At 56.4% G+C, this 14,434-nt stretch carries 13 protein-coding genes and 1 pseudogene; 12 read left to right on the forward strand and 2 right to left on the reverse strand.

Features of this window, described 5'->3' with window-relative positions:
* Nucleotides 1-335 precede the first annotated feature (335 nt).
* From AC1RLZ_RS10250 to AC1RLZ_RS10270, 5 genes and pseudogenes are all read left to right on the forward strand, one after another.
* Nucleotides 336-680 (forward strand): annotated as a pseudogene (locus tag AC1RLZ_RS10250) (PAS domain-containing protein); the annotation flags it as partial.
* 30 nt (nt 681-710) lie between these two features.
* Nucleotides 711-2,582 carry a PAS domain-containing protein gene (locus AC1RLZ_RS10255; RefSeq protein ID WP_493188689.1) on the forward strand — a complete coding sequence of 624 codons (1,872 nt, stop codon included), beginning with the start codon at nt 711-713 and terminating at the stop codon, nt 2,580-2,582.
* The gene (locus AC1RLZ_RS10260) at nt 2,582-3,229 is read left to right on the forward strand and encodes a response regulator transcription factor (RefSeq protein ID WP_493188690.1); all 648 of its coding nucleotides are present in this window, start codon (nt 2,582-2,584) and stop codon (nt 3,227-3,229) included. The genes AC1RLZ_RS10255 and AC1RLZ_RS10260 overlap by 1 nt, the downstream gene beginning before the upstream one ends.
* The gene (locus AC1RLZ_RS10265; RefSeq protein ID WP_493188555.1) at nt 3,222-3,611 is read left to right on the forward strand and encodes a response regulator transcription factor; all 390 of its coding nucleotides are present in this window, start codon (nt 3,222-3,224) and stop codon (nt 3,609-3,611) included. Before AC1RLZ_RS10260 ends, AC1RLZ_RS10265 begins: the two co-directional genes overlap by 8 nt.
* The gene (locus AC1RLZ_RS10270; protein WP_493188556.1) at nt 3,604-4,269 is read left to right on the forward strand and encodes a response regulator transcription factor; all 666 of its coding nucleotides are present in this window, start codon (nt 3,604-3,606) and stop codon (nt 4,267-4,269) included. Before AC1RLZ_RS10265 ends, AC1RLZ_RS10270 begins: the two co-directional genes overlap by 8 nt.
* 137 nt (nt 4,270-4,406) lie before the next feature.
* Here the strand turns inward: AC1RLZ_RS10270 and AC1RLZ_RS10275 are convergent, their stop codons facing one another.
* Together AC1RLZ_RS10275 and AC1RLZ_RS10280 are read right to left on the reverse strand one after the other, a co-directional pair.
* Entirely contained in the window at nt 4,407-4,958 is a 552-nt protein-coding gene (locus AC1RLZ_RS10275; RefSeq protein WP_493188557.1) for an HNH endonuclease, read from the reverse strand.
* Nucleotides 4,959-5,479: 521 nt separating this feature from the next.
* Nucleotides 5,480-6,829 (reverse strand): formimidoylglutamate deiminase, encoded by a 1,350-nt coding sequence (locus AC1RLZ_RS10280; protein ID WP_493188558.1) that lies wholly within the window; start codon nt 6,827-6,829, stop codon nt 5,480-5,482.
* A gap of 93 nt (nt 6,830-6,922) precedes the next feature.
* Here AC1RLZ_RS10280 and hutI point away from each other — a divergent pair, with 93 nt between their 5' ends.
* The 7 genes from hutI (at nt 6,923) to AC1RLZ_RS10315 (ending at nt 14,413) form a co-directional block, all read left to right on the forward strand.
* Nucleotides 6,923-8,173 carry an imidazolonepropionase gene (gene hutI / locus AC1RLZ_RS10285; protein ID WP_493188559.1) on the forward strand — a complete coding sequence of 417 codons (1,251 nt, stop codon included), beginning with the start codon at nt 6,923-6,925 and terminating at the stop codon, nt 8,171-8,173.
* A 17-nt stretch (nt 8,174-8,190) separates the two neighbouring features.
* Entirely contained in the window at nt 8,191-9,003 is an 813-nt protein-coding gene (gene hutG, locus AC1RLZ_RS10290; protein WP_493188560.1) for an N-formylglutamate deformylase, read from the forward strand.
* Between the two features lie 6 nt (nt 9,004-9,009).
* Entirely contained in the window at nt 9,010-10,683 is a 1,674-nt protein-coding gene (gene hutU / locus AC1RLZ_RS10295) for a urocanate hydratase (RefSeq protein WP_493188561.1), read from the forward strand.
* Between the two features lie 462 nt (nt 10,684-11,145).
* Complete coding sequence (locus AC1RLZ_RS10300) at nt 11,146-11,988, forward strand: branched-chain amino acid ABC transporter permease (protein WP_493188562.1); 843 nt, start codon at nt 11,146-11,148, stop codon at nt 11,986-11,988.
* A 1-nt stretch (nt 11,989) separates the two neighbouring features.
* A complete protein-coding gene (locus tag AC1RLZ_RS10305; protein WP_493188563.1) occupies nt 11,990-12,943 on the forward strand; it encodes a branched-chain amino acid ABC transporter permease in 954 nt (317 codons plus the stop codon).
* The gene (locus AC1RLZ_RS10310) at nt 12,940-13,719 is read left to right on the forward strand and encodes an ABC transporter ATP-binding protein (protein WP_493188564.1); all 780 of its coding nucleotides are present in this window, start codon (nt 12,940-12,942) and stop codon (nt 13,717-13,719) included. The genes AC1RLZ_RS10305 and AC1RLZ_RS10310 overlap by 4 nt, the downstream gene beginning before the upstream one ends.
* Nucleotides 13,706-14,413, forward strand: coding sequence for an ABC transporter ATP-binding protein (locus AC1RLZ_RS10315; protein ID WP_493188565.1), 708 nt, complete (start codon nt 13,706-13,708; stop codon nt 14,411-14,413). The genes AC1RLZ_RS10310 and AC1RLZ_RS10315 overlap by 14 nt, the downstream gene beginning before the upstream one ends.
* Nucleotides 14,414-14,434: the final 21 nt, after the last annotated feature.

Genomic DNA, 14,434 nt, shown 5'->3' on the forward strand with positions numbered 1-14,434 from the left:
ATTCCCGACAGTATTGGCTGCCCGCCGTGGTGGGTTTAGCCATCGGCGTTCTGCTGTTTGGATTGATGAATCAACCCTTTGGCCTGCTGGCCCCCGTGGCTGCGATGTATCTATACGTCCCTGGAAGGATGATTTGGCTGTTGCGTGCGATCTGGGTGATCGCCCTGCTGGGATCAGCCATCGGTGCCGCGCTGTTTGTCAATGAGATGCGCGAGCAACTCCTGTCCTGGACTGCATTCTTCGCGCTCGCCCTTTGTCTGGGAGAATTTATCGAAGCGAAAGCGTCGATCGTGTTTGGTGCAGATGCCGTTGAAGCGTTGCGGATCGTGAGCAGCATGCCGGCTTTCACATGGTCGGCGAGCCCGGATGGCCATGTCACCCGTGTGAGTGCCGGGACCTTGGCATATGCCGGCCTGGAGCTGGCCACATCCGGTCTGTTTCAGCCACTCGACAATGCGGCGTGGCGCCGGATCGTCCATCCCGACGACTATGCCAGCCTGATGAGTACGCGGCGGCAGTCGCTGATCACAAGCCGCGCCTTCGATACGGAACTGCGCATTCGCCGGCATGATGGTGTTTATCGATGGTTCAGGCTTTGCGGTTCGCTGTCGCGTGACCACAAGGGCCAGTTCGCCGGCTGGTACGGCACGATGATCGATGTCGAGGAGCGAAAAGTCGCGGAGGAAACGCTTCAGCGCAACAAGCGGCAGCTGCAGCAATTTATCGACGCCGTTCCAGCGGCAATCTGGAGCACGGATTCAGACGGAGCGCCCGCTTACCTCAACAAGCGATTCACGCAGATGACGGGCGCGACGATCGAGAGTATCACGGCACATGACGGAACATTGCGCCTGGACGTCATCCTTCACCCGGACGACGTCGACGACGCGATCGCGGCCCTCAAGCATTCTCTTGATACGGGTGAGCCTTACGTCAGGCGCTATCGCCAGATCCGTGCCAATGGCGCTTACCACTGGACGGAGACCCGCGCTGAACCGCTGAGAGACCAGAGCGGTGCGATCATCAACTGGTACGGGCAGAGCATCGATATCCATGATCAGGTGATCGCCCAGCAGGCGCTGGAACAAAGCGAGCGGCAGCTCAAATTGCTGGTCGATGCCGTTCCAGCCATGATCTGGAGCACGACGCCTGAAGGTCAGCCTGCCTTCGTCAACAAGCGCTTCATGGACGTGACCAATACCACCCTTGAAGACGCGATGGGCCCCGACGGTATGCCGACTTTTTGCACGATCCATCCGGATTACAGAGCGGATGCCCGGCGGTCGTTCATGGACGCATTCGCAACAGGCGTTCCCTGTATGATGCGCTATCCGCAACTCCGGAGCGATGGTTCGTATCGCTGGAGCGAAGTCCGTGTCGAGCCATCGCGCGGTGAGAACAACGAGGTTCTGCAGTGGTATGCCGTATGCGTCGATATCGACGATCAGGTCCAGGCGCACGAAGCGCTGCTGCAGAGCGAGCGCTCGTTGCGTCAATTGGTAGAGACCTTGCCCGCGATGATCGACTGCGCCACGCCTGACGGCGAACCGATCTATCGCAGCAAGCAGCTGCGCGAATTTCTCGGATACGATCTCGAAGCACTCGATGGAGAGCCGTCGCGGCTGACCGCCACTTTGGATGCCGGCGTTCACCCGAACGACTTGCAGGGGGTGAAGGAAAGGTATGCGCATTCGCTTGCCACAGGCGAGCCTTATGCAAGACGTCACCGCCTGCGGCGCTTCGACGGCGAATATCGTTGGGTCGAGACCCGAGCCGGCCCGATGCGCGATGCCGACGGCACCATCATGCAGTGGAACGTCATCTGCCTCGATATCGACGGTGAAATGCGCGCGCAGGATGAGTTGCGTCAGGCCCATGAGAAGCTCGCCCGCGCGAGCCAGGCCGCCAGTCTGGCCGAGCTCTCGGCGTCCATTGCGCACGAAGTTAACCAGCCGCTTGCCGCAATCGTTGCCAATTCATACGCCTGTCAGCGGTGGCTCACTGCATCTCCGCCTAATATCGAACGCGCCCATCGGACCGTCGAGCGTGTCATCCGGGATGCAAACGGTGCGGCGGATGTGGTCAGTCGAATTCGTGCCTTGTTCAAACAGTCAGGCGAAAAACGAAATATATCCGAGCTGAGACATGTGATTGCGGAAGTTTGCGACCTGATCGCAGAAGAAGCTGCGCGTCGACACACGCGAATTGTGATTGACGTCGAAGCTGAAGTACCGTCCGTCGCCATTGATCGCGTTCAGATTCAGCAGGTTCTGACCAATCTTATTCGCAACGGCATCGATGCAATGGATGCTGCCGTGGGCGACAAGGTCATCCACCTGCGCGTCAGTTCCCAGAGCCACGATATGGTCGAGATTTCGGTGAGCGACCTTGGCGCCGGCGTGGAGTTTCCGGAAAAGGTCTTCCAGCCGTTTTTCTCCACGAAGGAGCAGGGCATGGGCATGGGCCTTTCCATTTGCCGGTCGATTATCGATGCCCATGGTGGAAATCTGTGGGTGGAAAACAAGTCACAAGGAGCAACATTTGCATTTTCGTTGCCGGTCAGGTCAAGGACGTTCGCGTGATGGATGAAGATTGCATCGTCTTCGTCGTAGATGACGACGCACGGATACGTGAGGCTCTCGTGGAGCTGCTCGCTTCGTACGGCATTCCTGCGATGGCATTCGGCTCAGGAGGCGAATACATACGTGCGGACAAGCCCGACATGCCTGCATGTCTCCTTCTTGACGTGGAACTACCGGATATCAGTGGCCTCGATCTGCAGGGACGAATAGCAGAACACGAGCACCCTCCGATCGTTTTCATCACCGGGCACGGGGATATCCCGTCGTCGGTTCGGGCGATCAAGAACGGTGCGCTGGATTTTCTGACAAAGCCCTTCAGCGATGCTGACGTTATGGACGCAATCCGGTCTGCGATTTTGCAGGATCGAGCCGATCGCACCGTCCGGAACGAAATGTCGCTGCTGAAACAGCGTTATCTCGATCTCACGCCCCGCGAACGGGACGTCCTGCCGCTAGTGGTTAGCGGCCTTCTGAACAAGCAGGCGGCCGCTCAGCTAGGAATCAGCGAGGTTACGCTGCAAATCCACCGAAGAAACGTCATGCAGAAAATGGCTGCCACATCGCTCGCCGATCTCGTGCGGATAGCTCAACGATTGGAGATTCCGCTCACTAATTCAAGGCGAGCGGAGGAAAGCGATCGTGCATAGACGAAGACCTGCCATTGCCGTTGTTGACGACGATCCAAGAGTGACCGAATCGCTGGAAGATCTTCTGGAATCGGCGGGATATGTCGTGTGTTGTTTCTCATCGGCAGAAGACTTCCTTGCATGCGAACTGTCCGAAGTGGATGTGTTGATTACCGACATCGGGCTTCCGAATGTCGATGGCCTGCAGTTGCGGAACATTGTCATGCGGCGGCGCCCCGGTCTTTCGGTCTTTCTCATCACTGGACGTCACGAGATCGCCGATCAAACGCGGGCGAGAGGCATCACGGGTTTCTTCCGCAAGCCGTTCGATGGCACCGCATTGCTTGCAGCCATCGGCGAGGCCATCGGAGCACAAAGAGATGGAGGTACGGATCATGAGTAATCGTTCGCTTGCGCAACGGGAGCCGCCGAACGAGCATGTTTCGGACGAGCCGCTGGTTATCATTGTCGATGACGATGCCTCCGTTCGCGAAGCATTAACCGAACTCGTCATCTCCGCAGGGATCGAGGCGATTTGTTATGCGTCGACGCGCGCGTTCCTTGATGCGGGGGCGCCCGACAGGCCAAGCTGTTTGATTGTCGATGTGAGAATGCCCGGTGCGAGCGGGCTCGATCTTCAAGAGCATCTGGGGCGTAGCGGCGATCCCAGACCCATCATCTTTCTCACCGGGTATGGCGATATTCCGATGACGGTACAGGCGATGAAGGCTGGAGCCATCGATTTTCTAACCAAGCCGGTGCGTGATCAGACTTTGCTTGACGCCGTACATACAGCAATCGCAAGGGACCGTGTCCAACGCGAACAATTGGTGGAGATTAAACGCAACGTCGACAAATTGGCGACGCTGACACCGCGTGAGCGGGAAGTGCTTCAGCAAGTTATGAGCGGCCGTCTGAACAAGCAGATCGCATTTGCACTTGGTATCAGCGAGGTCACTGTAAAACTTCATCGGAGCAATGCCATGCGTAAAATGGAAACGACATCAATGGGGCAAATGATACGTATATGGGAGGCCCTGCCCGCCGCGGTTCGCGCCTGATCGCTAACCCGATTAGGGAATGCTATAATTTTAGGGCGAGCACTTCTATTCTGCCAAGATCGGGTTCTAGCGCAAAACTAACAGTTACGAGTTAGCGGCACACTCAAGCGTTTCTGGCTGTGCCAAAAGTCAAACGACTAGGAGTCCAGATGAGATTCGGCTTCGACATACGCCGACACAGTCGATCGCGCGGTCATGCCCGCCGCGATGATGTGGCGGGCGCCGTTCGTGAGAGCGTTCTTTTTGATCTTCTCATCTGGCGCGACGAGATCGAACGATCCGTTTGGGGCAGGCGGCTGCGCGGTAACCCAAGAAATTGAATGCTCGAGTTCGGGAAAGGCGACGTCGGCAAACGCCACTTCCATCGCCTCGCGCACCTGGCTCTCATGCACCTCTTTCAAGGTTTGAAGAGTGGCCACGGGCCAGTCCTTCTCAACTTTGTCGATAATGGTGTGATGGTCTGCACACATATAGATGAGGTTGCGGACGTTATCGCGCTCCTCGTCTGCCATCGTGGCGTCGTAACGCGCGGCGGTTGGCTTCTCACCCCGGATGTGAGCAGCCTCGCCCACATAAGTGTCGTCTTCAACTTTCGCCCCGTAGGTGAGGTGTTTGCCGCATTTCGGATAGGCGCACATCCCGCAGCTGCGGAATGCCAAGATGATCCTCGTCGGATAGGTCGCGCCCATTCTATGCCCCACCCGCCAGCGACGGGCAGGTAATGTGATCAGAGATTACAATGATAGGGGGATAAGAAACTGGCGTCATCCGCAAGGTTGCGAAAAGGGCGCAGGCTAACCGAAGCTACAATCACATGCTAGCTATCTGTTAGCTAGTGAGGATCTGCCTTAGGATGAAGATTTCCTAAGTCTTTGATTTTGCTGGCGCGCCACTCAGAACAAATCTGCGAACACTTATGTGATTGAAATTACTGTTTAATTTTGTATCGAAACTTATTGCTGGCTGACTGTCACCTTCGGTCGGAAATTAGTAGGTTTTGAGCACAGACGCCGCGGAATTAATAGAGAGCGCGCAAGGATGCTCGTGCGTCAGCTTTAGGATCGCATGGATTGATGCTATAGTGGGCGCTGTGTGGACGTCATAAGTTAGCCAAACCGAAGCAGATGGATCTGTTACGTTTGGGCCGAAATGGACCGCCGACCAAAGCACTCGGTTAGGAAGGCGTCGAGCATGACGTGAGCCCGGATCATCAATTGGCAATCATGCGCGACATCGCGCGTTGAAAGCGATAGGAGATCGTATCCCGTGAAACGTGCCGTCCCGCTTTGACGACCTTACGCCCGCCGACCCAGACATCTTCCGCCCGGGCCCTGGCGGCGAATATCCACGAGTCTAGGAGTGTATCGCCGTCGAGGTCGAGGTTGTCCGCAGAAGCCAGATGAACGAGGTCGGCGGCTTGGCCGACATCGATCCCTGCTTCAACACCCAGCGCTCTTGCTCCGCCCGAAAGAGCTTCTCCGAACAGGGCTGCCGCGGTAGATTTCCCGGGGTCGGTCAGCACATTTCGCGATCGTCTCGTTAGACGTTGCGAATACTCGAGTTGCCGCAATTCATCACCGATACCGATGAGTACATTAGAGTCCGATCCCACTCCAAAAGTTCCGCCAGCGGCTCGATAGTCGGCGGCGGGGAAGAAGCCGTCTCCCAGATTTGCTTCTGTTACCGGGCAGAGCCCTGCAACGGCTCCACTGGATGCGAGGGCGCTGGTCTCGTCCGGTGTCATGTGAGTCGCGTGGATCAAGCACCAGCGTCTATCCACGGGGACGTGCTCGAACAACCATGAGATCGGTCGCCGCCCGGACCACGCGACGCAGTCCTCGATTTCCTTGACCTGTTCTGCGATGTGCATGTGGATCGGTCCTGTCTCGGCAAGGGCTATCACGGCCGCAAGTTCCTCCGGAGTCACCGCTCGGAGGCTGTGTGGGGCAACGCCAAGGGTAGCTCCTGGCAAATTTCGCATTATAGCGCGACATCGATCGAACAGATTCGCGAAGTCGTCGATCGAGTTGACGAAACGTCTTTGCCCCTCAGTCGGGGCGGTGCCGCCGAAGTTTGCATGAGCGTAGAAGACGGGGAGCAATGTTAAAGCTATACCTGTGCGTTCCGCTGCCGCTCCGATCCGATCGGCCATCTCCGCGAGATCGTCATATCGGTGACCGTTTTTATCGTGATGAAGATAGTGGAATTCGCCAACGCGCGTAAAGCCCGCCTCAAGCATTTCCATATAAAGTTGCGCAGCAACACTTTCCGCATCGTCCGGCGTCATTCGCAAAGCGAAGTGATACATCACCTGGCGCCAACTCCAGAATGTGTCTTCAGCGGGGCCACGGATTTCGGCAAGGCCTGCCATGCCTCTCTGAAATGCGTGGCTATGAACGTTCGACATGCCAGGGATTAGATAGCCCACACGGTCATCGTTCGCGTCAGGGGGCGCACCGGTCGAAACGGAAGAGATCCTTCCTGAATCGAACGTCAACCTCACGTCCCTGACCCAGCCGCTTCGAAGTAAGGCTTGCTTTGCGTGTATGGAAGTCGGCACGAGAATTCCTTCGCTGTTGCTTCAGGTCTAATATGTCTATACATACTGTCGGTGCCTCTGTATAGCTCACTCAGGGGCTTAGGGAGATTTTTGATGTCTCAAGGAAGCGAAGCGTCATCCGACATCCGAGTCTGGCACAACGCAACGGTTGCAACGTTGGCAGAGGGTGGTCGTGGAATCGGCATGATTGCCAACGCGGCTGTGGCGGTGCGGGCAGGGCGCATTACCTTCGTCGGTGAAGCCGACGTGCTGCCTGGGTGCTTCGACGAGGTTGAGCGGATCGATTGCGGTGGTCGGCTGATTACGCCAGGTCTTATCGACTGCCATACTCACTTAGTCTACGGCGGGGATAGATCCCATGAGTTTGAACTCCGGTTGGCGGGAGCTTCTTACGAGGAGGTTTCCCGTGCAGGCGGAGGGATCATGTCGTCCGTGACAGCGTTGCGGGCTGCGTCGGAGGATCAACTCGTCGAGCAGACGCTGCCGAGGGTCGATGCCTTGCTCGCCGAGGGGGTGACAACGATCGAGATCAAGTCTGGCTATGGCCTCGACGTCGCGAACGAGGTGAAGGCGCTTCGTGCGGCGCGTAAAATCGGCGGTCAGCGCGACGTTACGATTCGTACGACGTTCCTGGGCGCGCATGCGTTGCCATTGGAAATGAATGGCGACAAAGCCGCTTATGTCGCCAAGGTGGTCAACGAGATGTTGCCCGCCGTTGCTTCCGAGAATCTTGCCGATGCGGTGGACGGTTTTTGCGAAAGCATTGCTTTCTCCCCAGAGGAGATTGCGAGGGTTTTCGATGCTGCCAAAGCTTGCGGTTTGCCGGTGAAGTTGCACGCGGATCAGCTTTCGAATCTGGGAGGCGCTGCGCTTGCGGCTTCCTACGGAGCCCTCTCGGCCGATCATCTTGAATATACTGACGAGATTGGCGCCTCGAAGATGGCGCGTGCAGGCACGGTGGCGGTCCTCTTGCCGGGTGCATTCTACTTTATTCGCGAAACCAAAAAGCCTCCGATCGAGACCTTCCGGCGCCATGGCGTTCGGCTTGCGCTGGCAACGGACAGCAATCCCGGCACGTCACCGCTAACCTCTCTACTGCTGACTATGAACTTGGCTGCAACACTCTTTGAAATGACGGTGGATGAATGTTTGGCAGGTGTTACGCGCGAAGCGGCGAGGGCTCTGGGAATGCTTTCGTCCGTAGGTACGATCGAGGTCGGGAAATGGGCTGATCTCGCGATCTGGAACGTCAACCGTCCAGCCGAACTCGTTTATCGTATGGGTTTCAACCCGTTGCATGCACGGGTGCGTCGCGGCGAGTTTTCACCGATCATCGTCAAATGAAATAGGAAATCAGATCAGTGTCTGTCGTCGAGACCGTGCAGGGGGCGTCTCCAGTCATTCTTGGATTTCCTCACACCGGAACAGAGATCCCCGCAGAAATCTATGCGCGCCTCAACGAGACGGGGCGTATGTTAGCCGATACAGATTGGCACATCCACAAGCTCTATGCCAATCTGCTACCGGGGGCGTCGACCGTGCGAGCGACGTTCCATCGATACGTGATCGATGCAAACCGCGATCCCGACGGGACGAGCCTATATCCTGGTCAAAATACGACCGGTCTCGTTCCGCTCACGGATTTCGATGGAAATGCAATCTGGATTTCCGGGCAGGAGCCTGGGGCGCGGGATATCACGCAGCGCCTGAACAACTATCACGCTCCATACCATCGTGCCCTGTCCGAGGAGGTCGCACGTGTGCATGCGAAGCATGGCATCGCGGTGTTGTACGATTGCCATTCTATCCGATCACGCATTCCCTTCCTGTTCGACGGGTGCCTCCCGGATTTTAATGTTGGCACAGACAGCGGAAGGTCCTGCTTTAAGGAGTTGGAGGTGGCGGTTTGCTCCGTCACAAATCTCACAGAGGAACTCACCAGCACGTTGAATGGGCGTTTCAAAGGTGGATGGACGACGCGCCGATATGGGCGCCCTGCCGATGGCATTCATGCCATCCAGATGGAACTCTCTCAAATCAGCCATTTGAAATCAGAAGCTGCGCCCTTCGCGCTTGACGCGTTGAAGGTCGAGCGTCTGCGTGTCCCTCTCAAGGCTATCCTTGAGAAGATCGAACAACTCGCACTTGCTGCCGTATCAAAGTCCAAGGAGTGAAACCCAATGATTGATCCTCGTCACAACACTCGCGATGTTCGCGCTCCGACAGGAACGGAATTGACAGCCAAGAGCTGGCTCACCGAGGCTCCTCTGCGGATGCTCATGAATAATCTGGATAGAGACGTCGCTGAGAACCCTAACGAGCTCGTCGTATACGGGGGCATTGGCCGAGCTGCACGGACCTGGGACGATTTCGACCGTATTGTCGCATCACTGCGGTCATTGGATGAAGATCAAACCCTACTCGTTCAGTCGGGCAGGCCCGTGGGCGTATTTCGCACGCATAAAGATGCACCGCGGGTACTGATAGCAAACTCAAATCTTGTCCCGCACTGGGCAACCTGGGAACATTTCAACGAGTTAGACCGAAAGGGGCTCATGATGTACGGTCAGATGACCGCTGGATCATGGATCTATATTGGTAGTCAGGGGATTGTGCAGGGGACCTACGAGACGTTCGTAGAGGCCGGTCGACGACACTATGGCGGTGATCTCAAGGGACGCTGGGTGCTCACCGGAGGCTTAGGCGGAATGGGCGGCGCGCAGCCTCTCGCTGCCGTGATGGCGGGGGCATCCTGCCTCGCCGTCGAATGCAATCCGGAATCGATCGATTTTCGTTTGCGTACCCGATATCTCGATGAGAAGGCATCTACGCTGGACGAAGCGATGGACATCATCGCTCGATGGACCAGTAGAGGTGAGGCGAAATCTGTCGGTCTTCTCGGAAACTGCGCGGACGTATTTCCGGAAATGGTGCGGCGTGGCATCCGGCCGAGCATGGTGACTGACCAGACATCCGCTCATGATCCGGTAAACGGGTATCTGCCTAAGGGGTGGAGCCTTAACGAATGGCGCGAAAAGAGAGTGACGCATCCGAAGGATGTCGAACGCGCGGCGCGAGCATCAATGCGCGATCAAGTCGAGGCGATGCTTTCATTCCACGCCCAGGGCGTGCCGACATTCGACTATGGAAACAACATTCGCCAAGTCGCGAAGGAAGAAGGACTTGAGGGAGCGTTCTCGTTTCCCGGCTTCGTACCAGCCTACATTCGTCCGCTCTTCTGTCGCGGAATCGGTCCTTTTCGATGGGCCGCGCTTTCGGGCGATCCCGAGGACATCTACAAGACGGATGCAAAGGTAAAGGAGTTGCTGCCTGACCATAAGCATCTCCATAATTGGCTCGACATGGCCCGGGAGCGCATCGCGTTCCAGGGGTTGCCAGCGCGGATCTGCTGGGTCGGTCTTGGTGATCGCCATCGTCTCGGCTTGGCGTTCAACGAGATGGTCCGAAACGGGGAGCTGAAGGCCCCGGTCGTTATCGGCCGCGATCATTTGGACTCCGGGTCCGTTGCATCTCCCAACCGGGAAACAGAAGCCATGAAGGATGGTTCGGATGCGGTTTCAGACTGGCCCTTGCTGAACGCTCTCCTTAACACAGCTTCTGGAGCTACCTGGGTTTCGCTTCATCATGGCGGCGGCGTCGGTATGGGATTCTCGCAACACTCGGGCGTTGTGATCTGTGCCGACGGCACTGACGATGCTGCGGCTCGCCTTGAGCGTGTTCTTTGGAATGATCCGGCTACCGGCGTTATGAGACATGCAGACGCAGGATACGAAACAGCGATCGACTGCGCGAGGGAGCAGGATTTGCGACTTCCATCGGTGTTCAGAAGCTAGTTCTTCGCTTCGCTAAGCATTCTTCGAGGATGCGATGCTCTAAAATGGGCGGCACGTTCGAGGGAACGCGCTGCCCATTTGCTGCGTAAAACATCAAGCGAAAAGTTGCGGGCAGAGGGTGCGCGTCATCGAATAAGTATTGTTTTGGCTTGCTGCCAATACAGCTAGCGATCGTCGCATCGCCTGAGAACCGCCGAAGCTGCGAAAACTTTAGCCAGTAAGCGCCTCCTTTTTGTACTGCACTGCAGTAGATAACGTCTCTTGGAGAACGATCCGACGAAAATATTCGCTTGAATTCTCAGAGTGACCGTACGAGCATGTCTATACATATTAGAAAAACGGATTCCTGGGATCACGAATGAAGAAGGAAGGAAATGTCATGGGAAACCTCGACAGAGCGTGTGATCACACGTTCTTTCAACAGAACGGTCTAACGGTCCAATGCAGATACTGATATCCGGATTGGCGATCGGCTGTGTTTATGCGCTGATCGCGCTTGCTCTCGTCTTGGTTTACAAGGCGACCGATGTGGTGAACTTCGCGCAGGGCGAGATCGCCATGTTCGGAGCCTTCATCGCATGGATGCTTTGCACCCGCTTCGGCCTCTCCGTTTGGCTCGTTCTAGCCCTTGCTCTTCCGATCGGCGCAGTCATTGGCATCGTTACTGAGCGAGTGGCAATTCGTCCGCTTGCGAAATCGTCGCCCTTGACGGCCTTGATCGCTACGATCGGTCTTTGGATGATCTTTCACTACGGCGCGGGCTGGCTCTGGGGATTCGACCCGTTCCGATTTCCTTCGTTGCTCAGCGACACTCCAATGCAGATCGCAGGGGCGCGGCTAAGCGGAAACAGCGTTGCTATCGCAGCAGTCACCATCGTTCTGCTTGTTGTGCTCTACATTTTCTTTGAACATTCACGCGAGGGCATCGCAATGCGTGCCGCAAGCATGAATCAGCGCGCGGCACGACTGATGGGTGTGAAGACCAAGAATGTTTCGGCTTGGTCGTGGGGAATGGCAGGCGCGATCGGTATGATCGCCGGAATCCTGTTGGCGCCGATCACTTTCGTCGATGTTGATATGATGTCTCAGGCATTGATCAAGGCGATTGCAGGTGCGGTTCTCGGGGGAATGACATCGTTGCCCGGGGCGGCCATCGGTGGGCTGACGATCGGGATCATTGAAACCATCGGCGGTGCCTACGTGTCGTCCGAGTTCAAGGATGTTTTCGCATTCTTTGTGATCATCGCGGTCTTGATGGTCAGACCCGAAGGGCTTTTCGGAAAGCCCGCAATCAAGAAGGTCTGATATGAATCGCTCTAGTATTATCGCCATTGCAATATTGGCTTTCGCTGCCGTCCTGCCACTTTTTGGGAAATCGTACATCGCCTTCGTTCTCGGTAGCGCGGCGCTCTACTTCATCGTTGCGGTATCGCTCAACGTGCTCGTTGGCTTGAGCGGGCAGGTTTCGATCGGACATGCGGCTTTTTGGGCTTTGGGGGCCTATGGTTCCGCGTTGGTCGTGACCAAGTTGGGACTGCCATTCTGGATCGGAATCGCGGCGGGCACGCTGATATCGACGATCTTCGGAATTGCAGTCGCGATACCTGCGCTCCGTATTCAAGGACACTATCTGGCAATTGCCACGCTGGCTTTCGCGCTCTTCATCGAGAAAGTCCTTCATGAATGGGAGGGATTAACGGGAGGCCGCGCCGGCATCTTCGTTCCGAGACCGTCGCTATTCGGATATCAACTCTCCAGCGATCGCGACTATTACTGGCTTCTGCTGATTGTCTGTGCGTTAGTCGCGTTTATTGCTAGTAACCTTCAACGCTCCCAAACGGGTCGCGCCTTGCAGGCCCTGCGCATGAGCCCCACGGCCGCACAGTCTTGTGGCATCGATCGACGAAGGGCGATGATTGTCGTCTTCGGCATCAGCGCGGCATTGTGTGGTTTGTCGGGGGCGCTCTATGCCCATTTCATCGGATACCTGAGCGCGTCGACGTTCTCGTTGGAGACTTCCCTTTCATTCATCACGATGGTCGTGATCGGTGGGACCGGAAGCATCGCAGGGGCTCTCATGGCGGGACTGTTTTTGGCCATTGCGCCGGAAGTTTTGCGAGGATTCGGTACGTTGCAGATGGTGATCTACGGTGTGCTGCTGCTTCTTTGCGTGATCTTTTTGCCGCGCGGTCTGGCGAGTCTACCTTCCGTGATACGGGCGCGACTGCGGTCAAAGCAGCTCAATAAGGCAGTGCGATGACTAGTCTTCGACTTGAAAAACTGTCCATCATGTTTGGCGGATTGCCAGCGCTGCAAGATGTCTCCCTGACGGTCGATGCAGGCCAGATCGTTGGTCTCATCGGCCCGAATGGAGCCGGTAAAAGCACGCTTTTGAACGCTACTTGCGGAATTTATAAGCCGACGTCTGGGACTGCCTCCTTCGGAGATCGTGATCTCTCAAGAGTTGCTCCGCACGAACTCCCTGAACTAGGCATCGCGCGAACTTTCCAGAATCTCGAACTCTTTGGTGAGTTAACGGCACGAGAGAATGTGCAGGTTGGCTGTGACTTCCGTTTCAAGAGTTCGCTTTTATCGGATCTCTTTGGCGTGGCGTCGAAAAGCCCAACAACATCCGACGCATCGCGGGTCGTGGACGAGATGCTTGCCCGGTTTGATCTAACGGACGTGGCCAGCGAGCCCGCTGCTACACTTTCATACGGGATACAGAAGCGTATAGAAATGGCCCGGGCGCTTGTGGCGCAACCCAAGCTGATACTTCTGGATGAGCCCGCCGCGGGTGCAAACCCAACTGAGAGCAAAGTCCTGGGAGAACAAATCAAGCGATTGCGTGAAGAGATGGGAATCTCGGTCCTGCTAATCGAGCATGACATGCCGCTCGTCATGGGCGTTTGCGATCATGTGGTTGTCCTTGATCATGGGACCAAGATCTTTGAAGGCAGTCCTTCTGAGGTCGCCAAGGCTCCTGCTGTTGTTGAAGCCTATCTCGGAGAGGAGCCGGACAATGCTGGCCATTGAGGGTCTTTCCGTACGATACGGTGGCGTTTCGGCACTTCGAGATGTCAGCTTCAAAATCGAAGCTGGAACCATTTCGTGCCTACTCGGCTCAAATGGTGCCGGCAAGACGACGCTCCTTAATGCCGTCATGGGAGTGGCAGATCAGCAAGCCGGCAAACTCGTCTGGGAAGGCAAGCCTATCGAAAGACTCCCGACGGAGAAAATCGTGTCGTCCGGAATAGCGCTCGTGCCGGAAGGTCGCCAGTTGTTCGGCGATCTGACTGTTGGCGAGAATCTCAGGATGGGGGCGTTCCTGCGAAGAGACGTCTCGCCTAAGGACTACGACGAGATATTCGATCTGTTTCCACGTCTCGCGGAGAGACGAAGTCAACTCGCCAAAACGTTGTCTGGTGGTGAACAGCAGATGGTCGCAATTGGGAGGGCGTTGATGTCCAAGCCTCGTCTGTTGCTGCTCGACGAGCCTTCGCTCGGGCTGGCTCCGATCCTCGTGCGTGAAGTAATGCGCCTGATCACAACCATTCATGCCCGAGGCGTGACTGTATTCGTGGTCGAGCAAAATGCCAGGCAAGCTCTGGCAATTTCTAGTGTCGCGCATGTTTTGGAGAAGGGGCGCCTTGTGGCGTCGGGGCTTGCAGCCGACATCGCAAACAATCCCGCAGTCAGAACGGCCTATCTCGGCGCGAACGCTCACTAGACGTAACCTCGAAAGGAACGA

This window comes from Tardiphaga sp. GW822-FHT04G09 (assembly GCF_058800725.1).